Raw genomic sequence first — 22,515 nt, 5'->3', positions numbered from 1 at the left:
AGCAGAAAATGGCCGAGCAGAAACTGGTCGATCCCGTCACTCGCTTTCCAAAGCCGCCGTTCAAAAAACAGTCGCAGCCCTGGCCTGGCCTCGCCGGCAAGATGGAGCCGCCTCCGGATCACGGCGAGACCAGCTACAAGGGCTCCGGCCGGCTCGCCGGCCGTAAAGCGCTGATCACCGGCGGCGATTCCGGTATGGGCCGCGCCGCTGCGATAGCCTACGCGCGCGAAGGCGCCGACGTCGCCATCAACTATCTGCCGGCGGAAGAGCCCGATGCGCAGGACGTTATCGCGCTGATCAAGAAGGAAGGGCGTATCGGGCTCGCGATCCCCGGCGACCTCAAGGATGAGGCTTTCTGCAAGAAGCTGGTCGAGCAGGCCACGCAGGGGCTAGGCGGCCTCGATATCATCGTCTGCAACGCCGCACGCCAGCAGAGCCGCGAATCGATCCTCGACGTCTCCTCCGAAGATTTCGATGCGACGATGAAGACCAATATCTACGCGCCGTTCTGGATCATCAAGGCGGCGCTGCCGCATTTGAAGCCCGGTTCGTGCATCATCGGCACGACATCGGAGCAGGCGTACGACCCGTCACCGGAGCTCTACGACTACGCGCAGACCAAGGCAGCGACGATGAACTATGTCAAATCGCTGGCAAAGCAGTTGGGTCCGAAGGGCATCCGCGTCAATGGCGTCGCACCGGGACCGATCTGGACGCCGCTCCAGGTCTCCGGCGGCGCCACCATGGAGAAGCTCGAAAAATTCGGCGGCATGACGCCGCTTGGCCGTCCCGGCCAGCCCGCCGAACTGGCCTCGATTTACGTGCAGCTTGCCGCAGCCGACGCGAGCTATGCGACCGGCCAGGTGTATGGGTCCGCGGGTGGATCGGGACAGCCGTAGTCCGGCGCTGCAGGTTGATGCCACGAGGCAAAGCCCAGGAACCTTCTTTGTCTCCCGGCTTTACAAAACTGTCACAAAGGACATCACGCTTGCAGACCGATGGCATTGGTAGAGGTCAAACCCAGCCGGATCGATACCGCGATCGCGGATACGATCGCTGATCACACCAATTCAGGCGTCGAGCACACGGCGCAGACATTGACCTGGGCCGCCGACGAGCACGTGCTGCTCGCGCTGGCCGCAATAGGGTGGCTGTACACTCACATTCGGCAGCCGCAACAGCGGCCCGTGGCAAATCACATTCTGGCCGTGTCGCTGGCGACGGCCGTCCTGCCGCATGTCCTGAAATCCGTATTCGATCAGACCAGGCCAGACCGGCTGACCATACGCGGACACCGACATGGAGTACCCATCTCAGGACAGGCGCGCGATGCCTTCCCGTCCGGTCACGCGGTTCATATGGGCGCACTTGCCTCGGCGGCGGGCTTGCTGCCAAAGACGCCGCGCCGATTGCTGCGCACGGCAGCGATCGCGCTGTCGCTGACACGGATTGCGGTGCTCGCGCACTGGGCAAGCGACGTGGTCGCAGGCTTCGCGCTTGGCGCCGCCGTAGAGAGACTCGTGCGGCCATGGACACTGACGCAATCGTTCCGCAAGCAAGTCAATCGGCGAGAAAAGCCGTGACCGAATATATCGTGCGCTTCATCGCCGGTGGCATCATCGTCTCGGCTTTTGCGATCTTGGGGGATATGCTCAAACCCAAAAGCTTTGCGGGGTTGCTCGGCGCGGCACCGTCGGTCGCATTGGCGACGCTCGGCATCGCCGTCGTCCAGCACGGCCCGCAATATGCTGCGGCCGAAAGCTGGACGATGATCTATGGCGCGGTCGCGCTCGGCTGCTACAGCGTCGTCGTCTGCCATCTGCTGATCAGATACCGTGTGTCCGCGCTGCCCGCGACCGTCCTCGCTGTGATCGTGTGGTTGGCGGTTGCCTTCGGCCTGCTCGCCGGCTTCGGAGGTGCGGCCTGATGCCGGTCAAGCTGTCATTCGCAGCGCTCAAGCAGACACGCTGGTACGAATACGGCATTCGTTTCCTGCTCGGTGGCCTGGCGACCGTGCTCACGGGGGTTCTGGGAGCGCGCTTCGGCGTGTCCGTCGGCGGACTGTTCCTTGCGCTTCCCGCCATCTTCTGCGCGAGCGCGACGCTGGTCGAAAGCCATGAGCGCCGCACCAAGGAGAAGGCCGGCCTCAGCGGCACGCGCCGCGGGCAAGAGGCTGCCGCGCTCGACGCAGCTGGCGCCGCCTGGGGAAGCATCGGTCTCTTGGCATTCGCCGCCGTCTTTCACTTCACCGTGGCTGCGAGCGTTCCGGGCGCCTTCGCTGCCGCGTTGATAGCCTGGGCCTTCGTTTCGCTGTTGGCCTGGTGGCTCAGGCGGAAGCTGCGCATCGTCTCCCGCAAACCGCACCGGTCAGCCCATTCGCTATCGGCCAAGGGCTCTTCCCTTGCGAAGCGCTAGCCCGCCTTGGCATGCGTTGACGGCTGCAGTCTCGGCGGTTGAAGGCCCGGGCTGTTGGCCCAGCGCTCGACCTGCTCGATGACCTTCTGGTGGCTGAGGCGCACCGGCTTGGGTGCCTCGCTGTCTTCGATATGTATGCGGGGCAATTTGACTTCGTTCGTCATGACGTCTCTCCCATTTGCCGGAAGCATACACCCGCCCGCAGACTTCCGCATCCTATAAGCTGTTGAATTTGTTATATTTTTTAACTCACTTGACGCCGTAGCCGCATCTTGTGGAACCGCAACCGAATGAGTTCGTTGAGTAAACTACTCAACTTGCTCATTTTGGGTGATTGATCATGAACGACCTTCGCGCCGAGCGGCTCCAGGTCATGCTGTCACCGGAAGAACTGGCCGCGGTGGATGACTTCCGGTTCAAACATCGCATGCCGACGCGAGCCGCAGCCGTGCGCGAACTCCTGAAGCTCGGACTCGCCACCGCAGCGGTCGATGCAGGGGCGAATGTCAAATCGAGCAGGTTCGGAGTTTTCGGCCGCGGCCCGGACGGCCATACGCAACCCCATTCGCAGCGCGATGCCGAGGATTAGTCCCGCCTGATGCTCAAGCAAACGGCCCCGGCACGGGGTGCCGGGGCCGTCCTTGGAGATTACTTCCGGATCACCGGGGGCATGACAACCGGAAGCAATCTCTCGACTCTTTGCGAGCGGTTTCGTTCCTGATGGATTAGCCGCTCGGCGCGTCGCCGGAATCATCCGGCGCCATGCCGGAGCCGGGCGTCTTGCTATTGTCGTTCAGCTTGGGATCGCGCGTGGCCTCACGAGAGGGCGAGCCCTTTGGCTCCGACTTGTGTACGGTCTGCGCGCGCTGCTTGTCCCGCGGCTGCTGTTCACCGCGTTGATCTCTGATGATGCCTTGGTCGGAATGGGCCATGATAGCTCTCGCCTCTTTGCTGTCTCGAAGCGCTTACGCGCCGGAGCGTCGAAGGTTCCGACCCGCGAGATCAGACTGCTAACTGTGCGCCGAGTGCACCGGGGCCGATGCATTTTCATGATGCACCTGCCGCACCGTCGTCACCGTGGCGAACGCGACCGACACGCCAAAGGCGAGGATGAGCGAAAGAAGAGCCAGACGTGGAGCCATTGCAAAAACCTCCCGGAATAGGAAATCAACGCGATCGACTGTTACGAATGATCCTGCAGCCGTCCGTGAGCAGTCTCACACGCAGATCCACGAAACGAGAGCGTTACGCATCCTGCTTTTGACGGATGCGGGCTGGAACGGGCGGCACCTCGCCATCGAGCCAATCCTGCTCGTTGGCGAGTGCCGTCCACGCGTTCGCCATGCGCAGAAAACGATTGTGTGACGGCTGTCCTTCAGCGCGCTCAGCGAGCTGGAGGCAGTTGTCGGCGTTATCTCTGAAGATCTCGGACTGTTTCATCAACATGAATTGGGGACGGAACCGTCGCGTCGCAACCGCCCTTACCGGATCGTAACATCTGCGGAACTTTCGTCCGCCATCCGCCATTGGATATCCATGCGGATTCTTCTCGCGATAGTTTTGGCGTTCATCAGCACTGCAGCGCTTGCCGACAGCACCGGGGAGCGAAGGCCGGCCGGCCGCACGCCGACCGCAACCGAGACCATCAGCGACCTCTACAGCTTCAGCCGCTTCCAGCAGGGTCTGCTGGAGAGCACCGACCTCAAGGGTAATGCCGAGGTCAAGAACCTCGCCGCCCTGCGCGCCGAAGAAGCGGCCCGGCGGGACAAGGCCCTGAAGGAGATTCAGGAGGCGATCGGCACCGAACCGCGCGTCACAAAGACAACCCCGGCGAGCGCGAGCCTGGTCGAGCCCGAAACCTCGGACGGACCGACTTTCGTCAGAAGCTTCTATGCCGCGCAAATTCCCGAGTATGAATCTGTGATCGAGCTGCTCGAACGCTATCTCAAGGCGCCCGACAATGCCGCGCTTGCAGCCTTCGCGCGGGAGCAGCTCCCGATGTTGCGTTCACAGGTCAGGGACGCCGAGCGCACCATGGCAGACAAGTAGGACTGCCAAGGAGCCCCTTACTTTTGCCGGCTCTCCGGCTGCGCGCTGCGGTTACCCTCCAGCATCTTGTCTCGGCCGGCATCCCCATTGTCATCCTTGCCGCCCGAACTCGACGTGCCGCTACCGCTGGGATTGGACCGGGTCGACGTACCCGTGGTTGGTGTGTCCGCGCGTGGGGTGGCGGAGCTTGCGGCTGGATCGCCGGTCACGGCACCACGGCCGCTGGGCGCGCCGCCCTGCGCCAACGCCGATCCAGCCAACAACATCACGGTGCCGATCACGGCAAATCCTGCTTTCATGTGCGCTCTCCCTGTATCTGCGGGCTAACGGCACGCCCGGCGCTCCGTTCCGGAAGGCAGATGACGGTGGCCGAAAGCGGCCTCGAATCTTCTCTTCCGCCCGGAAAAAATTGGGAACCGGATGGAACCATTCCGAGGGATCGCACTTGTGTTAATCGGGCTGAGCAAAGCAGGTTCCACTTCCTAGCGCCGTCACGTTGGCGCTTGATTTCGAATTTGGCTGACGCTCTATTTTGACAATCGCGTCTTGCCTGGGAATCGGCCGACGCCTGCGGGGGACAAATTATGAGCGACCTCGATCCCGGATCTGCATCACGTTCCGGTCGTCGCGTTCCAAAGCCAAAAACCAGCGGCATGTCGGAGCCCGATTCCCGGGCAGAATTGCTGCTCGCCCTGCAGGCCATGCGCAACGGCGATTTCTCCGTGCGCATGAGCGGCGACTATCTCGGCATCGACGGCAAGCTCGCCGACACTTTCAACGACATCATCGCCGCCAATCAGCGCATGGCGCAGCAGCTCGAGCTGGTCGGCCAGGTGGTGGGCCGCGAGGGCAAGACGCGCCAGCGCGTGAAGTTCGGGCTGGCCTCCGGCTCCTGGGCCGACATGGAAGGCTCCGTCAACACGCTGATCGACGATTTGCTGTGGCCGACCCGCGAGGTGACGCGCGCGGTCGCAGCCGTGGCACAGGGAGACCTGCTCCAGACCGTCAAGCTCGACGTCGATGGGCGTCCCCTGCGCGGCGAATTCCTGCAGTCGGCGACCATCGTCAACACCATGATCAAGCAGCTCGGCGTGTTCACCTCCGAAGTGACGCGCGTGGCGCGCGAGGTCGGCACCGAAGGCAAGCTCGGCGGCCAGGCCCAGGTGCCGGAAGTGACCGGCGTCTGGAAGGATCTGACCGAGAGCGTCAACTCGATGGCGAACAACCTGACCAACCAGGTTCGCAACATCGCCGAGGTGACGATCGCAGTTGCGAACGGCGACCTCTCGAAGAAGATCACGGTCGACGTCCGCGGCGAGATCCTTCAGCTCAAGGAAGCCATCAACACGATGGTGGACCAGCTCCGTTCCTTTGCATCGGAAGTGACGCGCGTGGCGCGCGAGGTCGGCACCGACGGCAAGCTTGGCGGCCAGGCCATCGTGCCCGGCGTCGCCGGCACCTGGAAGGATCTCACCGACAGCGTCAACGCCATGTGCGGCAACCTCACCGCGCAGGTGCGCAACATCGCCAACGTCACCACCGCCGTGGCGCGCGGCGACCTGTCGCGCAAGATCACGGTGGACGTACGGGGCGAAATCCTGGAGCTGAAAGACACCATCAACACCATGGTGGACCAGCTCAACTCGTTCGCCTCGGAAGTGACGCGCGTCGCGCGCGAGGTCGGTACCGAAGGCAAGCTCGGCGGCCAGGCCCAGGTGCCGGGCGTGGCCGGTACCTGGAAGGACCTCACCGACAACGTCAACTTCATGGCGTCGAACCTCACCGCGCAGGTCCGCAACATCGCCGACGTTGCCACCGCCATCGCGAGCGGCGATCTGTCGAAGAAGATCACGGTGAACGTCTCGGGCGAAATCCTTCAGTTGAAGGAAACGCTCAACACCATGGTCGACCAGCTCAACGCCTTCGCCGGCGAAGTCACGCGCGTCGCGCGCGAGGTCGGCACCGAGGGCCGGCTCGGCGGTCAGGCCAACGTGCTCGGCGTCGCCGGCACCTGGAAGGACTTGACCGAGAGCGTCAACTCGATGGCCTCGAACCTCACCGCGCAGGTCCGCAACATCGCCGAGGTGACGACCGCGGTCGCGGGTGGCGATTTGTCGAAAAAGATCACCGTCGATGTCCGCGGCGAGATCCTGGAGCTGAAAGACACCATCAACACCATGGTGGACCAGCTCAACGCCTTTGCCGGCGAAGTCACGCGCGTCGCCCGCGAGGTCGGCACAGAAGGCAAGCTCGGCGGCCAGGCCCAGGTGCGCGGCGTCGCCGGCACCTGGAAGGATCTCACCGACAGCGTCAACTCGATGGCCTCGAACCTGACCGGCCAGGTCCGCAACATCGCCGAAGTCGCGACCGCGGTCGCCAAGGGCGATTTGTCGAAGAAGATCACCGTCAACGTGTCCGGCGAAATCCTTCAGCTGAAGGAAACGCTCAACACCATGGTCGACCAGCTCAACGCCTTCGCCGGCGAAGTCACGCGCGTCGCGCGCGAGGTCGGCACCGAAGGCAAGCTCGGCGGCCAGGCCGAAGTCCCCGGCGTCGCCGGCACCTGGAAGGACCTCACCGACAGCGTCAACTCGATGGCGGGCAACCTCACCGCCCAGGTCCGCAACATCGCCGAAGTCGCGACTGCGATCGCCGGTGGCGACTTGTCGCGCAAGATCACCGTGGACGTGCGCGGCGAGATCCTTCAGCTCAAGGACACGCTGAACACGATGGTCGACCAGCTCAACCGCTTCGCGGGCGAGGTGACGCGCGTCGCGCGCGAGGTCGGCACCGAAGGCCGGCTCGGCGGCCAGGCCAACGTGCCCGGCGTCGCCGGCACCTGGAAAGACCTCACCGACAGCGTCAACTCGATGGCGGGCAACCTCACCGCCCAGGTCCGCAACATCGCCGAAGTGACCACTGCCGTGGCGCGCGGCGACCTCTCGCGCAAGATCACCGTCGACGTCCGTGGTGAGATTTTGGAGCTGAAGAACACCATCAACACCATGGTGGACCAGCTCAACGGCTTTGCCGGTGAAGTCACGCGCGTCGCGCGCGAGGTCGGCACCGAAGGCAAGCTTGGCGGCCAGGCCGAAGTGCCCGGCGTTGCCGGCACCTGGAAGGATCTCACCGACAATGTCAACTTCATGGCCTCGAACCTCACCGCGCAGGTCCGCAACATCGCCGAGGTCGCGACCGCGATCGCCGGCGGGGACCTGTCGAAGAAGATCACGGTGGACGTGCGCGGCGAAATTCTGCTGCTCAAGGATACCTTGAACACCATGGTCGAGCAGCTCCGCTCCTTCGCCGCGGAAGTGACGCGCGTCGCGCGCGAGGTCGGCACCGAGGGCCGGCTCGGCGGCCAGGCCGTCGTGCCCGGCGTCGGCGGTACCTGGAAGGACCTCACCGACAACGTCAACCTGCTGGCCGCGAACCTCACCACCCAAGTCCGCAACATCGCCGAAGTCACCACCGCCGTCGCGCGCGGCGACCTGTCGCGCAAGATCACCGTCGACGTGAAGGGCGAAATTCTCGAGCTCAAAAACACCATCAACACCATGGTGGACCAGCTCAATGCGTTCGCCGGTGAAGTGACGCGCGTTGCCCGCGAGGTCGGCACCGAAGGCGAACTCGGCGGCCAGGCCCAGGTGCCCGGCGTCGCCGGCACCTGGAAGGATCTCACCGACACCGTCAACTTCATGGCGGCGAACCTGACCGAGCAGGTCCGCGGCATCGTCAAGGTGGTGACCGCGGTCGCCAACGGCGATCTCAAGCAGAACCTCACCGTGAAATCGAAGGGCGAGGTCGCGGCGCTGGCCGACACCATCAACAACATGACCGAGACGCTCGCGACGTTCGCCGACCAGGTGACGTCGGTGGCGCGCGAGGTCGGCGTCGAGGGCCGGCTCGGCGGTCAGGCCGACGTGCCCGGCGCCGCGGGCACCTGGAAGGATCTCACCGGCAACGTCAATTTGCTGGCGGCCAACCTCACCTCGCAGGTGCGCGCGATCGCGGAAGTGGCGACCGCCGTGACCAAGGGCGACCTGACGCGGTCGATCCAGGTCGACGCCCGCGGCGAGGTCGCGGAGCTGAAAGACAACATCAACACGATGATCACGAACCTCCGTCTCACGACGGACGTGAACACCGAGCAGGACTGGCTGAAGACCAATCTGGCGAAATTCACCAACATGCTTCAGGGCCAGCGCGACCTCACCACCGTCGGTCGCCTGCTGCTGACCGAATTGTCGCCGCTGGTGAATGCGCATACCGGCGTGATCTATCAGGTCGAGAACGAAGACAGTCCGCGGCTCCTGCTGCTTGCCTCCTATGCCGGCGACGGCGTCTATCCGTATCCGCGCGTGCTGCCATTCGGCGACGGCCTGATCGGCCAATGCGCGCTCGACCGGCGCCCGCGCGTGATTGCGGACATTCCGCCCGACGTGGTGCCGATCAATTCGGCATTGCTTCGCGTCGCGCCGAAGAACCTCGTGGTGCTGCCGGTGCTGTTCGAAGGCCAGGTCAAGGCGGTCATCGAGCTCGCCTCGCTGACCTCCTTCACGACCTCACAGATGACCTTCCTGGAGCAGCTCACGGACTCGATCGGCATCGTGCTCAACTCGATCGAGGCGACGATGCAGACCGAAGGCCTGCTCAAGCAGTCGCAGCAGCTCGCTGGCGAGCTCCAGACCCAGCAGCGCGAATTGCAGCAGACCAACGATCAGCTCGAACAGAAGGCGCAGCAGCTCGCCGAGCGCAACGTCGAAGTCGAGCGCAAGAACCAGGAGATCGAGCAGGCCCGCCGCGCACTGGAGGAAAAGGCGACCGAGCTCGCGCTGACCTCGAAGTACAAGTCCGAGTTCCTGGCCAATATGAGCCACGAGCTGCGCACGCCGCTGAACTCGATCCTGATCCTCGGCCAGCAGCTCACCGACAATCCGGACGGCAATCTTACCGGCAAGCAGGTCGAATTCGCCCGCACCATCCACGGCGCCGGCACCGACCTGCTCAATCTCATCAGCGACATTCTCGATCTCTCCAAGATCGAGTCCGGTACGGTGACAGTCGACGCCGAGGAAATCCTGACCGCGAACCTGCTCGAAACGGTCGGGCGGCCGTTCCGTCACGAGGCGGAGAACCGCAACCTTTCGTTCAAGATCGACGTCGATCCGAACCTCGCGCGCAGCCTCGTCACCGACTCCAAGCGCCTGCAGCAGGTTTTGAAGAACCTGCTCTCCAACGCCTTCAAGTTCACCGCCGAGGGCGAGGTGCGCCTGAAGGTCGCCGCCGCGGTCGGCGGCTGGGGCACGGATCATCCCGTGCTGAACTCGGCGCCGGCCGTGATCGCATTCGAAGTGTCCGATACCGGCATCGGCATTCCCCTGGAGAAGCAGAAGCTGATCTTCGAGGCGTTCCAGCAAGCGGATGCCGGCACGAGCCGCAAATATGGCGGCACCGGCCTCGGCCTTGCGATCAGCCGTGAGCTCGCAAGCCTGCTCGGCGGCGAGATCCACCTGCGCAGCTTGCCGGGCAAGGGCTCGTGCTTCACGCTCTACCTGCCGCTGAAATATTCCGGACCGACGCTCGCGCCCCGCGCGACGCCTCAACAGAGCCAGCCGCCCGCGCTGCAGCCCGCGACAGCCGAACCGCAGCGCGTGATCGAGCAGCTTCCCGACGACCGGCTCAACCTCGAACCCGGCGACAGCATCCTCCTGATCGTCGAGGACGACCCGCACTACGCGCGCGTGCTGGTCGACCTCGCGCGCGACAAAGGCTTCAAGGTGCTGGTCGCCGCCCGCGGCGCGGAGGCGCTGGAGCTTGCAAAGCAATACCAGCCGCGGGCCGTCTCCCTCGACGTATTCCTGCCTGATATGCTCGGCTGGACCGTGCTGAGCCAGCTCAAGCACAATCCGCTGACCCGCCACATCCCCGTGCAGATCATCACGCTCGACGAGGACCGCCAGCATGCGCTGGCGCGCGGCGCCTTCTCCTTCGTCAACAAGCCGACGACGACCGAGGGCGTCTCGGCCGCGCTGACGCAGATCAAGGAATATGCGCGGCCGCGGCGCAAGCGGCTGCTGATCGTCGAGGACAACGAGGCCGAGCAGCTCTCGATCCGCGAGCTCCTGCACCACGACGACATCGAGATCGTGACGACCGGCACCGGTGCCGACGCGCTCTCGATGCTGCGTGAGAACCCCTGTGATTGCGTCGTGCTCGACCTGCGCCTGCCCGACATGACCGGCTTCGAGGTGCTGGACCAGATCCGCAACGACGAGGCGCTGTCGAATGTCCCGGTCGTTGTTTTCACCGGCCGCGAGTTGTCGGCCGAGGAAGATGCGGAGCTCCACACCATGGCGCGAAGCATCGTGGTTAAGGGTGTGGAATCACCGGAGCGCCTTCTTGACGAGACCGCGCTATTCCTGCACCGCGTCATCACGGAGTTGCCGGTCGAGAAGCAGCGCATGCTCGAGAAGCTAAACAGTTCCGACGAGGATCTGATCGGCAAAACCGCCCTGCTCGTCGACGACGACGCCCGCAACATCTTCGCGCTGTCGAGCGTGCTGGAGCGGCGCGGCATGAAGGTGCTGACGGCCACGACCGGCAACGAGGCGGTGGCCCTGGTTGAATCCAATCCGGAGATCGCCATCGTGCTGATGGACATCATGATGCCGCAGATGGATGGCTATCAAACCATCGGCGTCATTCGTGAAAATCCGACCTTCGCCCGTCTTCCGATCATTGCGTTGACGGCCAAGGCCATGAAAGGCGACCGCGAGAAATGCCTCGAGGCCGGCGCGTCCGACTACCTCGCCAAACCCGTCAACACCGATCAATTGCTGCTTGCAATCCGCATGTGGCTGCACCGCTGAGTTGGATGCCCGTATGGACCACGAAAAGGTCAACATCCTCCTCGTCGACGACCAGCCGGCCAAGCTGCTCGCCTATGAGGTGATCCTGAAGGATCTCGGCCAGAACCTCGTGATCGCCTCGTCCGGTCGCGAGGCTCTGGAGGTGCTGCTCAAGACCGAGATCGCGGTGATCCTGGTCGACGTCTGCATGCCCGAGCTCGACGGCTTCGAGCTCGCCGCGATGATCCGCGAGCACCCGCGCTTCCAGAAGACCGCGATGATCTTCATCTCGGCCATTCAAGTCAGCGACATCGACCGCCTGCGCGGCTACGAGATGGGCGCTGTCGACTACGTCCCGGTGCCGGTCGTGCCGGAGGTGCTGCGCGCCAAGGTCAAGGTGTTTGCAGAGCTCTATCGCAAGACGCGCGAACTCGAACGGCTGAACCAGGATCTCGAGGACCGCGTGCGTGCACGCACCGCCGAGCTGGAGAATTCCACCGCAAAGCTCCGCGAGAGCGAAGAGCGGCGCAGCATGGCGATCGCCGCCGGCAAGATGGGTTCGTGGGACTGGGACTGGATCACCGGCGATTGGATGTGGGACGAGGGGCAATACCGCATCTTTGGTGTTGGCCCGGAGAGCTTCGAGGTGAATCCGGCCAACGTTCAGGCGCTGTTGCATCCGGACGACGTCGATCAGTTGCGCAAGGCGATCGCCGAATTCAACAAGGGCACACGCTCCTATGAAACGGAGTTCCGCATCGTGCGGCCCGACGGCGATGTGCGCTGGTGTGTCGGCACGGCCGCCGCCACGGTTGACGAGAGCGGTCGGGTGATGCGCGTCAGCGGCGTGACGGTGGACATCACCGAACGCAAGCGCGCCGAGGAACGGCAGACTCTCCTGGCGCGGGAAGTCGATCATCGCGCCAAGAATGCGCTTGCGCTGGCGCAATCGATCGTGCGCCTCACCCGCGCCGACGAAGTCAAAGCCTATGTCAGCGCCGTCGAGGGACGCATCAATGCACTGGCGCGCGTGCATACGATCTTGTCGCTGTCGAGCTGGCAGGGCGCCGAACTCTCGAAGCTGATCGACGAGGAGCTTGCGCCCTATTCCCTCGGCGGCCAGATCAAATTGGCGGGGTCCGAAGTTCAGTTGCTGCCGGCAACCGCCCAGACGCTGGCGCTGGCGCTGCATGAGCTTTTCACCAACTCGGCGAAGTATGGCGCGCTCTCGACGCGAACGGGACGGCTCGCGATCGGTTGGCAGGTCGAGGATGAGCTGCTCACGCTGACCTGGGAGGAGTCCGGCGGCCCGCTCGTCATGACGCCGAAATCCCGCGGCTTTGGTACGCGGAGCCTGCTTGCGAGCGTCGAGTCCCAGCTCGGCGGGCAGGCGCGATTCGATTGGCGCGCCGAGGGTCTGTTGTGCCGGCTCGAGGTGCCGTTGGTCCGCAAGACTGCCGCGACGACCGCGCCCGGCAACTTCGAAGCCGCCAGCTCCGCCGAATTGCAGCGCGCGTCCGGTTAACCGGAGGCCGCACTCTTCCTGCGCTGCGTCGTTTGCGGCTCGCGCGCGACCCGTCCTTCGAGCCAGGCTTCCGTTTGGGCGAGATCGCGCAGCGCCTTGGCATAGCGGCACGCCGCGCTTCGCTCCGCGCCGCGGGGCAGCTTGCGCGCTTTGCGGAGGATGTCCGCGGCGGCGTTGCGATAAGCCAGAGAGCGATAGAGAAAGACCACCTTACCCATATCGAATGTTCCCGTGTTGCGCAGTCATTCTCGTCCAACCGGCATGAACGTCGGATGAAGCGGGCGATAACGATTCCTTCATGCGGGTGGAACCAGCGCGTGTCGCAGGCGTTGCTTGCGAGATCGGGATAGAGTTCCATGCGCGCGAAAAAGTCGTCGGACCTGATCTCTCCGAGCGGGCTCGTCAAGCTGATGACGCACGCCATGATGGGCGCAGCCTTAGGGCTCGCTTTCAGCCTCTTGCTCGTGCTGTCCAATCCAGCCGTCGCCAATTTGCTGAATCACGGCGGAAGCCAGGCCGTTGTCGTTTTCGCCCTCACATTGGTGACGACGTTCGCGATCGGGGCGACACTCACCGGCGTCGTATTCATCCTCGCAGAGGACAAGCAATCTTGAAGGATGCGAGATTTACCGGAACTTCTTTGTTCGGAACTCCTGCGACGAATAGCAGTTGGCTGCCTGCGTCAATTCAACTCAGGGAGTTCCCGCACATGAAGACCACCAAGCTCGCTCTTGCCGTGATGTTGGCCACCGGCCTCACCGCCGCGCCGTTCGCGGTGCAGGCTAAGTCGCACAAGGCAAAACACGGATCCTCGATGTCATCGTCGCAAACCACCACAGGCGCCAACACCAAGTCCTCCAAGGGTGCTGATCCCTCCGGTCAGGGCGGCTCCGGTCCCGGCTCCGATCAGGGCGGCACCATGACGAACAACAAGGGCGGCATGAGCAACACCAAGTAGGTTTTGTTCGCCCAACTCATAGAGGCCCCGCGATCGCGGGGCCTTTTTGCTTATGGTGTTCGAACAAACTTTTCTCGGGCCGCGTTGCGTGCAGGCTTCAGCTCCGATGGCTTCCCAGGATGTCAGGATGGACGCTGCCGGAATCAGCTCTCACCAGATGATCGAGTCGTGCGCGCTTGCGCGCGATCAAGAGCTGGGCCGCGGCGTCGTCGAGCCCCTCCCGTTGCAGCTGCCGGATGGCAGAGCCCAGTTCGAGAATCTCGGCGCGCAGCTTTAGAATCCGGTACGCATCCGGGTCTTCCTCCACCGTGCGCTCCCAAAGCTTTCAGCGGCGCGCGATCACGCGCAGAGGACTACCTGATGCCTTCGCGGAACGAAGGCTCATCCTGTCGCGGACATTCGGCAGGACATCGCCGCCACCTGCAGCCTTCCATTCGCCGATCAGCAGATTGATTTTCCGGCGCAGATCCATCTGCGCCAAGGCCTTCTCTGTGCAGTCGCGATCGCGCTCGACGAGCTCGCGCACGGACGCCTCGACATCGGCCATTTCAAGCCTCAAGGCGCTGATTTTACGTCGAATTTCATTAATTCTGTTGTCCATGACTTGTTAGAACAAAATAAGAACATATAGTCAAGTCACGATTTCAGAAGGGAGAAGCGACATGCAGGTTCAGGGTAAATACGACGCCAAGACTTTCGTAACCGCCAAGACTTTCCTCACCGAACAGATGACGCGGGCGCAGGGCCTCCGGCTGAAGCGGCTGAGCGAAGAGGCGTATCAACCTGCGCAATATGCGCGGGATCTGTCCTCCAGCGAGGCAGCGCGGCGCATTCAGGTGCTGGAAGCCGAGATCGAACTGGCGGATTCGTTCTAGACTAAGCCGCGTATCCGGGACGTGCATGCGCGCTTTCGGAACCATGCCTGTCTCGGATTGTTTTCCCAGGCCAAGGGAGAACATGCATGGCACGCAAGGCAAAGAAGCGCCGCTACTCGCGCAGCTCCGGCAGCGACGTCGAAGGCGAGATGAAGCGCTACAAGAAGGGTACCGCGAAAAGCGGACCGGGCGGTCGAGGCGGACGCGTGAAGAGCCGCAAGCAGGCAATCGCGATCGGCCTGTCGAAAGCGCGCAAGAAGGGCAAGAAGGTCCCGAAGAAAGCCGCGAAGCGAAAGACGTCCAAGAAGACGTCAAAGAAGACGTCAAAGAAGACGTCAAAGAAGACATCTCGGAAAACATCCAAGAAGACTTCGAGAAAGACTTCGAAGAAGACGTCGAAGCGCAAATCCTCCAAACGGTCGCGCTGACCTCCGTCAGATCATGCTGCCCGGCATGAAGCAGCGGATCGAAACGCCGAACGCGGTCTTCACCGGCCACACCATGGTGCGGCCGGCCCGGTTCGGCTCGGTAATCACGGCTTCGTCCGGGACGTCGACCCACTCCCCGTCGAGCCGCACGCGATAATGTCCATTGTGCGAGTCCCAATCGGGATCGGCGACGGCAAACCCATCCGCATCTGAGCAGCACGGACCGAGATGGCTGCGTAGACCGTCGAACCATGGCTTGAGGGGAGAGTCCGCGTAGCGGCCGTCGTCACGCCCGAGAGCGATTCCGCCCCACAGCACGAATGGCGCCACGAGCAGCGCAGTCCTCAGCGAGAGCTTCAATCGATCCATGTCGGCACCGATCAAATACGAATTGCCGACCGGTCCAGCTCAGCGGCGGCAAGTTCGAAGTTCCACGCTTGCAATCGTCCCGGCGGCTTCATTGCCGCCGAGTCCCTACCTGACCCGGAATTGTGATGAGCGAACACGGCTTTTTCGGACGAACCGGGTCATCCTCACTGCCGTTAACGAGAATGTTATCGGCGGACATCCGGAATCCTGAAGGCGAACAGGAAAGGCGGCCCGTGGGCCGCCTTTTTGGAGTTGCGCCGATCGACGTTCGCCTTATGCGAGCGGCACCGCGACGAAACGGGTCGCCTGCGCGCTTCTGACCTGCAGCAGCACGCTGCGCTTGCCGGACGATTTCGCCTGCGCCAGCTCCGAACGGACATCGCCGATATTGGCGACAGCCTTGCCGCCCACATTGAGGATGACGTCGCCGGGCTGGATGCCGCGTTGCGCGGCCGGCCCTTGCGGATCGACTTCAGTGACGACGACGCCCTTCTGGCCGGCGCCCTGCACGTCGCCGGCCGGAGCCAGGCTGAGCCCGAGACGCGGCGGCATGCCGGCATCCGGCTGCGACTTGCCCTCGTCGGCTCTGGCCTGCCGCTCGTTCGGCAACTCGCCGAGCGCCAGTGTCACCGTCTTGCTGTCGCCCCTGTGGACGACGTCGAGCTTCACAGACGTGCCCGGCGCCAGGGTGGCGATGGTGCGGGCGAGATCGCGGGAATCCTTGATCGCGGTGCCATTGACGGCGGTGATGACGTCGCCCGCCTCGATGCCCGCCTTCGCCGCCGGGCTGCCGTCCTGCGGATTGTCGACGATCGCGCCGCGCGCCTCCTTGAGGCCGAGGCTGTCGGCGATATCCGATGTCACCGGCTGCACCTGCACGCCGAGCCAGCCGCGAGTGACCGCGCCCTTGTCCTTCAACTGTGCGACGACGAGCTTTGCAGTCGAGGCCGGAATGTCGAAGCCGATGCCGACAGAGCCACCGGAGGGCGAGAAGATCGCGGTGTTCACGCCGATCACGTTGCCGTTCATGTCGAAGGCCGGGCCGCCGGAATTGCCCTTGTTGATCGGCGCGTCGATCTGGATGAAGTCGTCATAGGGACCGTTGCCGATGTCGCGGCCGCTGGCCGAGACGATGCCGGCGGTCACGGTGCCGCCGAGGCCGAAGGGATTGCCGACCGCGACGACCCAGTCGCCGATACGCGGCTTCTGGTCCGAGAATTTGACGAACGGAAAATCCTTCTTACCCTCGACCTTGATCAGCGCGAGATCGGTCTTCGGATCGGTGCCGACCACTTTCGCGCTGTAGATCGTGCCGTCGTCCATCGTCACTTGCACCGACTCGGCGTGATCGACGACGTGGTTGTTGGTCACGGCATAGCCGTCCGCGGAAATGAAGAAGCCGGAGCCCTCACCGGTGATCATCTGGCGGTGCTGGCGCGGCATGCCGTCCATGCCACCCGGGCCGCGGAAGCCGAATTGCCGCGAGAACTGGTCGAACGGCGTCTGCTCGTCCGAATCCATCCGGTTCTGTTGCAGCATCGCGCTCTTGTCGTTGTCCTGGTCGATCCTGACCCGCACCGAGATGACGGCGGGTTTGACCTTGCTGACGAGGTCGCCGAAGCCCGGCGGTGTCGCGGCGGTCTCCGCGGCCTGGGCGGGCGCGATGAAGGAGCTCGCGCTGAACGGCGAAGAGCCGGGTGCAGTCGCCAGCACGGCCACGCCAAGCGCGGCCACGGTGCCGAGCAGCGCGAGCCGGCGTGGCCTCAGGACCTTGCGGGACGTTGTGGTGTCGGAATTGACGTGATCGCTCATGTCGATATGTCCATGTTGGGTAAGTCGCCTTGCACCCAACATGGCGGTCGCCACCTTACGGCGTCCCGTCCGCGCGGTTAAATCTTGGCAAAGTAGCCGGGGCCGGCGAAGGTCCAAAACTCGAGGCTGCACGTTTGATGCAGCTCAACGCGGCCCCTGCGCACCGTGAAAGACTGCAGCCACCGGATGATGTCCGTCGGAGGCGCGTCATGTACAAAGACATTCTCGTCCACATCCCGACCGAGCGCCCGGTGCGCCCGGTGATCGATGGCTCGATCTCGCTCGCGGCCGGCCTCAACGCCCATCTCGATGCAGTCGCGGTTGGCTATGTGGCAACCAGCGCGGCCTATATCATGGAGGGCGGCGCCGCGGTGGCGGCGGTGTTCGAGATGGAGCGCGAGAGCGCAGTGGAGCGGGCCGAGGCGGCGCTCGCGGTATTCAAGAACGAAGCGATGAACGCCGGCATTTCCTACACATGCCACCCGCTCGGGACGATGCCGGGGGATGCGGTCGGCTTGCTCGGCGAGATGGCGCGGCTGCACGATCTCAGCATCGTGCTCCAGCCGGACCCGGCGCAAGCCTCACTCGACAACGATGTGCCCCGCGAGATCCTGTTCCAGGCGGGCGGCCCGGTGCTTTTCCTGCCCTACACTTTCCATGGAGCGTTCAAGGCGAAACGGATCGGCATCTGCTGGGACGGCAGCCGCCTCGCCGCGCGCGCCATGCGCGACGCCGCACCATTCCTGGCCCGCGCCGAGGAAATCGTGATCATTGCGATCAACGAAACAGACATGGTTCCCGACGAAGTCTCGACGCGCAATCTGGCAAGGCACCTCGGCCGGCGCGGACTGTCGACCCGCACCGTCAACCTGTCGGCCGCGCGCTCTGACATTCAGCCGACCATGCTGTCGCTTGCAGCCGATGAGCGCCTCGATCTTCTGGTCATGGGCGGCTACGGCCATTCGCGATTGCAGGAACGGTTCCTCGGCGGCGTCACCCGCGCCATGTTGGAAGCCATGACCGTCCCGACGCTGATGTCGCATTAATCGAGGGTTGATCCAGGACGGGCCGGTCGCAAGCCTCGTCGTTCGGGCTGATAACCGCGTCCTTGAGCGGTGCCGGCCTCGGCAAGTTCAGGTCATATTCGAACAAGTTGGACCGTCACGCCGCGGCGGGCCTCTCCCACGCCGTGGCCTCGACGCCGTCCTCGTCGTGTGGCGCATTGCACGCGTCGAAATGCGCCTTGAGTTCGACTTCGGCGAGATATTCGAAATGTTCGGCCTGGCCGAGCAGTTCCCAGCTCTGGAGCGGCCGGTAGGCGGCCTGCTGACGATAGAGGGACGCCAGCGCGCGGTAGCGACGTACGTTATCCATGAGACCCTCCCTCGCATTCACAGAGCTTATTGCCCTTATGTGCGTCAGGGCGATGGCGGTTGTGCAAAAGATTTGCTGCGCCCGCCGCGCGCGTGACGCGCGTGATTCTAGGCAAACGCGTGTTCGGGCGAAAGTTCCAATCAGCGCGGCCTCAACGCCTCGGAACCCTGCCGCGGGCCAATGTGTACCCGGCGGCAGTCTACCGGATGAGCGCGGGCTCACCGGCTCGCATCGTCCGCTCCGAACTATGTTGCAGGTTCGGAACTCTGCCCGCTTCCGCAGCCGCGCGGATGGCCGCAATGTTGCCGGCATAGTCCGCGCTGCTCCTGCCGCGAAACACGGCGGAACCCGCCACAAGCGTATCGGCGCCCGCAGCGGCCACGGCTGCGGCATTGTCGCGCGTGACGCCGCCGTCAACCTCGAGCCGGATCGGTCGGTCGCCGATCATGCTTCGGATGCGCGCGATCTTCTCGAGTTGGGACTCGAGAAAGGACTGGCCGCCAAAACCCGGATTGACGGTCATCACCAGGACGAGATCGAGACGATCGAGCACATACTCGATCGCGCTTTCGGGAGTGGCGGGACACAGGCTGACGCCGGCTTTCTTGCCGAGCGCGCGGATGGCCTGGAGCGAGCGATCGAGGTGCGGACCCGCTTCGGCATGCACCGTAATGAGATCCGCGCCGGCCTTCGCGAACGCCTCGAGATAGGGATCGGCCGGCGCGATCATGAGATGCGCATCGAATATTTTCTTCGTCAGCGGCCGGATCGCCTTGATGACGTCCGCGCCATAACTGATGTTCGGGACGAAATGCCCGTCCATGACGTCGCAATGAACCCAGTCGGCGCCCGCCGCGTCGATCGCCGCGATCTCCTCGCCGAGGCGGGCAAAATCCGCAGCCAGGATCGACGGCGCGATGAGGATTTCTCTGGTCATGGCTTCGCACTCCCCTGAGCGTCGGCACCGCCGCTGAAGACGCGGCTCGCCAGGACGTCCATGGGATCGATCGTTTCGAGGTCGGCGATCTCGAGCATGCGATCGAGATCGGACACCAGGCGATCGGCCTGCCGCAGGCGGATGCGGTCGACGGCGTTGCGGATAGATCGCGCATTGGAGAAGAACGGTTGGGTCCGACGCAGCGCAATATATTTCTCGAACGCCTCACGCGCCGCCGCCGAGAGGCGATAACCCCGTTCCTTCAGCATCAGCTCGGCGATGACGAGCAGCTCTGCTTCCGCATAGTCCGGAAAGTCGATGTGGTGGGCGATGCGCGAACGGAAGCCGGGATTGGAGGCGAAGAAGCTCGTCATCCGCTCGCCATAGCCGGCAAGGATCACGACGAGGTCCTCGCGCTGGTTTTCCATCACCTGCAGCAGAATCTCGATCGCCTCCTGGCCGTAGTCGCGCTCGTTGTCGGGACGGTGCAGATAATAGGCCTCGTCGATGAACAGCACGCCCCCCATCGCCTTCTTCAGGATCTCCTTGGTCTTCGGCGCGGTGTGGCCGATATACTGGCCGACGAGATCGTCGCGCGTCACCGAGATCACCTGCCCGCGCCGCACGAAGCCGAGGCCGTGCAGGATCTTTGCCATGCGCAACGCGACGGTCGTCTTACCGGTGCCGGGATTGCCGGTGAACGACATGTGCAGCGTCGGCGGCGACGAAGCCAGTCCCGCACGCTGCCGGATACGTTCGATCAGCAAGAGCGACGCGATCTGGCGCACGCGGTTCTTCACCGGCTTCAATCCGATCAGCTCCTGCTCGAGCTGTTGCAGCGTGCCGGTGATTCCAGCCTCTTCGGCCTCCTTGCGGAGATCGAAACTGGTCTTGCCGGGCTCAGTGGTCATTGCATGGGGAACATCCAGCATCGGCACCTCGAAGAAAAGGGCTTCGCCGCGGGAGAGCGGCGAAGCAGTGGTCCGCCAAGGAAACGGAGCAGGGAGTGCTCCGCGCGGAGGAGAATGAGTTAGGTTGGCGCGTGCGCGGGCTGCCGACGCACGGTGGTGTAGCGGATCGCGCGTCCGCCCACCTCCTGCCGCACCAGCTCGAACTCGGCTTCCTGCGGCGGGCGATTGACGATGAACGAGATCCGAACCGATTCCCAGCCATGGCTGGAGTCGAAGCCGCTGAGACGGATGTAGCGGTCGCCATACACTCTGCGGCATTCGGCGAGCTCCATCATCACGCCGGCGGCGTCCTGGAGATCGAACATCGGCAGGCCCCACATCTCCCAATAGGTGTTGCGGGGATGCGGATCGTCGGTGAACTCGATGTTCACCGCCCAGCCGTTGGTCAGGCAATACTGCACCTGTTTGGTGATCTGGTCGTCGGTCAGATCGGGCAGGAACGAGAAGCAGCCTTGGGTCAGCTTCATGTCAAATCTCCTCAAACGGTTTCGAGCGCGGTCGGCACGAAGTCGGGCGTGTCGGTGGATTCATAATTGAAGGAGACGTCCTTCCAGACCTCGAGTGCAGCTTTCAGCGGCGTGCAGGTCTCGGCCGCCCTGGCCAGGATCTCCGGACCTTCGTGGACATAGTCGCGGCCCTCGTTGCGGGCGAGGATCATCGCTTCCAGCGCCACACGATTGGCGATCGCGCCGGCCGCGATGCCCATGGGATGGCCGATGGTACCGCCGCCGAACTGCAGCACGACATCCTCGCCGAGCAGGTCGAGCAGCTGGTGCATCTGGCCGGCATGGATGCCGCCGGAGGCAACCGGCATCATCTTGTTCAGGCTCGCCCAGGACTGGTCGAAGAACAGTCCGTGTTCGAGCTTGGTCGGGTTGAAGTCTTCGCGGCAGACATCGTAATAGCCGCGCGTGGTGTTCGGATCACCTTCGAGCTTGCCGACCACCGTGCCGGCATGGATGTGGTCGACGCCGGCAAGCCGCATCCACTTGGCGATGACGCGGAACGACACGCCGTGGCTCTTCTGCCGCGTGTAGGTCGAGTGACCGGCGCGATGCAGATGCAGGATCATGTCGTTGCGCCGCGCCCATTTCGCCATCGACTGGATCGCGGTGTAGCCGATCACGAGGTCGATCATGACGATGCACGATCCGAGCTCCTTCGCGAACTCGGCGCGCTCGTACATGTCCTCCATCGTTCCCGCAGTGATGTTCAGGTAGGTGCCCTTCGCCTCGCCGGAGGCCGCCTGTGCACGGTTCACCGCCTCCATGCAATAGAGGAAGCGGTCGCGCCAGTGCATGAAGGGCTGCGAGTTGATGTTCTCGTCATCCTTGGTGAAGTCGAGCCCGCCCTTCAGCGCCTCGTAGACCACGCGGCCGTAATTGCGGCCCGAAAGCCCGAGCTTGGGCTTGACGGTGGCGCCGAGCAGCGGCCTGCCGAACTTGTCGAGCCGCTCGCGCTCGACCACGATGCCGGTTGCCGGTCCCTGGAACGTCTTCACATAAGCGACCGGGAAGCGCATGTCTTCCAGCCGCAGCGCTTTCAGCGGCTTGAAGCCGAACACGTTGCCGATGATCGAGGCCGACAGGTTGGCGATCGAACCTGGCTCGAACAGGTCGAGGTCATAGGCGATGTAGGCGAAATACGAGCCCGGCGTGCCCGGCACCGGATCGACGCGATAGCATTTTGCGCGATACTTCTCGGCAGCGGTCAGGCGATCGGTCCACACCACCGTCCAGGTCGCGGTCGAAGATTCGCCGGCGACTGCGGCCGACGCCTCGATCGGGTCGACGCCCTCTTGCGGCGTGACGCGGAACAGCGCGATGACATCGGTGTCCTTTGGCACGTAATCAGGCTCCCAATAGCCCATGCGCTTGTATTCCATCACGCCCGATCGATATCTTTCCTTGCCGCGGACGGTTCCTGCATGTGCATTCATGGCTCTCTCCTG

Annotated in this window: 28 protein-coding genes; 13 read left to right on the top strand and 15 right to left on the bottom strand. The window is 63.8% G+C overall.

Annotated elements, in window-relative coordinates:
- Window positions 1-8: 8 nt before the first annotated feature.
- The 4 genes from IVB41_RS34015 (at window position 9) to IVB41_RS34000 (ending at window position 2,415) form a co-directional block, all read left to right on the top strand.
- Window positions 9-899 (top strand): SDR family oxidoreductase, encoded by an 891-nt coding sequence (locus IVB41_RS34015; protein WP_247291424.1) that lies wholly within the window; start codon window positions 9-11, stop codon window positions 897-899.
- A gap of 99 nt (window positions 900-998) precedes the next feature.
- Window positions 999-1,583 carry a phosphatase PAP2 family protein gene (locus IVB41_RS34010; protein ID WP_247291037.1) on the top strand — a complete coding sequence of 195 codons (585 nt, stop codon included), beginning with the start codon at window positions 999-1,001 and terminating at the stop codon, window positions 1,581-1,583.
- Window positions 1,580-1,927: a DUF3147 family protein gene (locus tag IVB41_RS34005; RefSeq protein ID WP_027568683.1), complete on the top strand. Its 348-nt coding sequence runs from the start codon at window positions 1,580-1,582 to the stop codon at window positions 1,925-1,927. Before IVB41_RS34010 ends, IVB41_RS34005 begins: the two co-directional genes overlap by 4 nt.
- Window positions 1,927-2,415: a DUF3147 family protein gene (locus tag IVB41_RS34000; protein WP_247438982.1), complete on the top strand. Its 489-nt coding sequence runs from the start codon at window positions 1,927-1,929 to the stop codon at window positions 2,413-2,415. Before IVB41_RS34005 ends, IVB41_RS34000 begins: the two co-directional genes overlap by 1 nt.
- On the opposite strand, the gene IVB41_RS33995 is transcribed toward IVB41_RS34000, so the two are convergent.
- Entirely contained in the window at window positions 2,412-2,579 is a 168-nt protein-coding gene (locus tag IVB41_RS33995; RefSeq protein ID WP_247438980.1) for a hypothetical protein, read from the bottom strand. The two genes, IVB41_RS34000 and IVB41_RS33995, sit on opposite strands and share 4 nt — an antisense overlap.
- A 176-nt stretch (window positions 2,580-2,755) precedes the next feature.
- On the opposite strand from IVB41_RS33995, the gene IVB41_RS33990 reads away from it, so the two are divergent.
- Window positions 2,756-3,004, top strand: coding sequence for a hypothetical protein (locus tag IVB41_RS33990; RefSeq protein ID WP_247356933.1), 249 nt, complete (start codon window positions 2,756-2,758; stop codon window positions 3,002-3,004).
- Window positions 3,005-3,140: 136 nt separating this feature from the next.
- Here the strand turns inward: IVB41_RS33990 and IVB41_RS33985 are convergent, their stop codons facing one another.
- The 3 genes from IVB41_RS33985 to IVB41_RS33980 form a co-directional block, all read right to left on the bottom strand.
- Window positions 3,141-3,347: a hypothetical protein gene (locus tag IVB41_RS33985; RefSeq protein WP_007594775.1), complete on the bottom strand. Its 207-nt coding sequence runs from the start codon at window positions 3,345-3,347 to the stop codon at window positions 3,141-3,143.
- A gap of 78 nt (window positions 3,348-3,425) precedes the next feature.
- The gene (locus IVB41_RS35715) at window positions 3,426-3,557 is read right to left on the bottom strand and encodes a hypothetical protein (protein WP_256379041.1); all 132 of its coding nucleotides are present in this window, start codon (window positions 3,555-3,557) and stop codon (window positions 3,426-3,428) included.
- A 103-nt stretch (window positions 3,558-3,660) separates the two neighbouring features.
- Entirely contained in the window at window positions 3,661-3,855 is a 195-nt protein-coding gene (locus IVB41_RS33980) for a hypothetical protein (RefSeq protein WP_027516515.1), read from the bottom strand.
- 96 nt (window positions 3,856-3,951) lie between these two features.
- On the opposite strand from IVB41_RS33980, the gene IVB41_RS33975 reads away from it, so the two are divergent.
- Window positions 3,952-4,464, top strand: coding sequence for a DUF4142 domain-containing protein (locus IVB41_RS33975; protein ID WP_027568680.1), 513 nt, complete (start codon window positions 3,952-3,954; stop codon window positions 4,462-4,464).
- 17 nt (window positions 4,465-4,481) lie between these two features.
- Here IVB41_RS33975 and IVB41_RS33970 read toward each other — a convergent pair whose 3' ends face one another.
- Complete coding sequence (locus tag IVB41_RS33970; RefSeq protein ID WP_247438978.1) at window positions 4,482-4,763, bottom strand: hypothetical protein; 282 nt, start codon at window positions 4,761-4,763, stop codon at window positions 4,482-4,484.
- Window positions 4,764-5,048: 285 nt separating this feature from the next.
- On the opposite strand from IVB41_RS33970, the gene IVB41_RS33965 reads away from it, so the two are divergent.
- Together IVB41_RS33965 and IVB41_RS33960 are read left to right on the top strand one after the other, a co-directional pair.
- On the top strand, window positions 5,049-11,336 hold the full coding sequence (locus tag IVB41_RS33965) for a HAMP domain-containing protein (RefSeq protein ID WP_247438976.1): 6,288 nt from the start codon (window positions 5,049-5,051) through the stop codon (window positions 11,334-11,336).
- A 13-nt stretch (window positions 11,337-11,349) separates the two neighbouring features.
- Window positions 11,350-12,840 carry an HWE histidine kinase domain-containing protein gene (locus tag IVB41_RS33960; protein WP_247438975.1) on the top strand — a complete coding sequence of 497 codons (1,491 nt, stop codon included), beginning with the start codon at window positions 11,350-11,352 and terminating at the stop codon, window positions 12,838-12,840.
- On the opposite strand, the gene IVB41_RS33955 is transcribed toward IVB41_RS33960, so the two are convergent.
- On the bottom strand, window positions 12,837-13,058 hold the full coding sequence (locus tag IVB41_RS33955; RefSeq protein ID WP_018456200.1) for a hypothetical protein: 222 nt from the start codon (window positions 13,056-13,058) through the stop codon (window positions 12,837-12,839). The genes IVB41_RS33960 and IVB41_RS33955 overlap by 4 nt on opposite strands.
- Before the next feature lie 138 nt (window positions 13,059-13,196).
- On the opposite strand from IVB41_RS33955, the gene IVB41_RS33950 reads away from it, so the two are divergent.
- Window positions 13,197-13,454 carry a hypothetical protein gene (locus IVB41_RS33950; protein ID WP_247399782.1) on the top strand — a complete coding sequence of 86 codons (258 nt, stop codon included), beginning with the start codon at window positions 13,197-13,199 and terminating at the stop codon, window positions 13,452-13,454.
- Window positions 13,455-13,549: 95 nt separating this feature from the next.
- On the top strand, window positions 13,550-13,798 hold the full coding sequence (locus IVB41_RS33945; protein ID WP_247438972.1) for a hypothetical protein: 249 nt from the start codon (window positions 13,550-13,552) through the stop codon (window positions 13,796-13,798).
- Between the two features lie 97 nt (window positions 13,799-13,895).
- Here IVB41_RS33945 and IVB41_RS33940 read toward each other — a convergent pair whose 3' ends face one another.
- Together IVB41_RS33940 and IVB41_RS33935 are read right to left on the bottom strand one after the other, a co-directional pair.
- Entirely contained in the window at window positions 13,896-14,105 is a 210-nt protein-coding gene (locus IVB41_RS33940; RefSeq protein ID WP_247438969.1) for a hypothetical protein, read from the bottom strand.
- Between the two features lie 18 nt (window positions 14,106-14,123).
- A complete protein-coding gene (locus tag IVB41_RS33935) occupies window positions 14,124-14,345 on the bottom strand; it encodes a hypothetical protein (RefSeq protein ID WP_247439131.1) in 222 nt (73 codons plus the stop codon).
- Between the two features lie 115 nt (window positions 14,346-14,460).
- Here IVB41_RS33935 and IVB41_RS33930 point away from each other — a divergent pair, with 115 nt between their 5' ends.
- Together IVB41_RS33930 and IVB41_RS33925 are read left to right on the top strand one after the other, a co-directional pair.
- Window positions 14,461-14,673: a DUF3072 domain-containing protein gene (locus IVB41_RS33930; RefSeq protein WP_247438967.1), complete on the top strand. Its 213-nt coding sequence runs from the start codon at window positions 14,461-14,463 to the stop codon at window positions 14,671-14,673.
- Between the two features lie 86 nt (window positions 14,674-14,759).
- Entirely contained in the window at window positions 14,760-15,101 is a 342-nt protein-coding gene (locus IVB41_RS33925; protein ID WP_247438965.1) for a DUF6496 domain-containing protein, read from the top strand.
- A 6-nt stretch (window positions 15,102-15,107) separates the two neighbouring features.
- Here the strand turns inward: IVB41_RS33925 and IVB41_RS33920 are convergent, their stop codons facing one another.
- Complete coding sequence (locus IVB41_RS33920; protein ID WP_027568670.1) at window positions 15,108-15,470, bottom strand: hypothetical protein; 363 nt, start codon at window positions 15,468-15,470, stop codon at window positions 15,108-15,110.
- Window positions 15,471-15,743: 273 nt separating this feature from the next.
- Window positions 15,744-17,282 carry a Do family serine endopeptidase gene (locus IVB41_RS33915; protein WP_247438963.1) on the bottom strand — a complete coding sequence of 513 codons (1,539 nt, stop codon included), beginning with the start codon at window positions 17,280-17,282 and terminating at the stop codon, window positions 15,744-15,746.
- A 209-nt stretch (window positions 17,283-17,491) separates the two neighbouring features.
- On the opposite strand from IVB41_RS33915, the gene IVB41_RS33910 reads away from it, so the two are divergent.
- Entirely contained in the window at window positions 17,492-18,328 is an 837-nt protein-coding gene (locus IVB41_RS33910; RefSeq protein WP_247438961.1) for a universal stress protein, read from the top strand.
- A gap of 115 nt (window positions 18,329-18,443) precedes the next feature.
- On the opposite strand, the gene IVB41_RS33905 is transcribed toward IVB41_RS33910, so the two are convergent.
- The 5 genes from IVB41_RS33905 to IVB41_RS33885 form a co-directional block, all read right to left on the bottom strand.
- On the bottom strand, window positions 18,444-18,656 hold the full coding sequence (locus tag IVB41_RS33905; protein WP_247438959.1) for a hypothetical protein: 213 nt from the start codon (window positions 18,654-18,656) through the stop codon (window positions 18,444-18,446).
- Between the two features lie 199 nt (window positions 18,657-18,855).
- Entirely contained in the window at window positions 18,856-19,593 is a 738-nt protein-coding gene (rpe, locus tag IVB41_RS33900; protein WP_247438957.1) for a ribulose-phosphate 3-epimerase, read from the bottom strand.
- A complete protein-coding gene (cbbX, locus tag IVB41_RS33895) occupies window positions 19,590-20,525 on the bottom strand; it encodes a CbbX protein (protein ID WP_247356945.1) in 936 nt (311 codons plus the stop codon). The genes rpe and cbbX overlap by 4 nt, the downstream gene beginning before the upstream one ends.
- A 98-nt stretch (window positions 20,526-20,623) precedes the next feature.
- A complete protein-coding gene (locus tag IVB41_RS33890) occupies window positions 20,624-21,031 on the bottom strand; it encodes a ribulose bisphosphate carboxylase small subunit (protein ID WP_007594833.1) in 408 nt (135 codons plus the stop codon).
- Window positions 21,032-21,042: 11 nt separating this feature from the next.
- A complete protein-coding gene (locus tag IVB41_RS33885; protein ID WP_027516500.1) occupies window positions 21,043-22,503 on the bottom strand; it encodes a form I ribulose bisphosphate carboxylase large subunit in 1,461 nt (486 codons plus the stop codon).
- Window positions 22,504-22,515 lie beyond the last annotated feature (12 nt).

Origin of the sequence: Bradyrhizobium sp. 44, from assembly GCF_023073095.1 — a bacterium.
Taxonomy (GTDB): domain Bacteria; phylum Pseudomonadota; class Alphaproteobacteria; order Rhizobiales; family Xanthobacteraceae; genus Bradyrhizobium.
The sequence above is the reverse complement of the archived record's forward strand: the minus strand, read 5'-3'. Positions and strand labels throughout refer to the sequence as shown.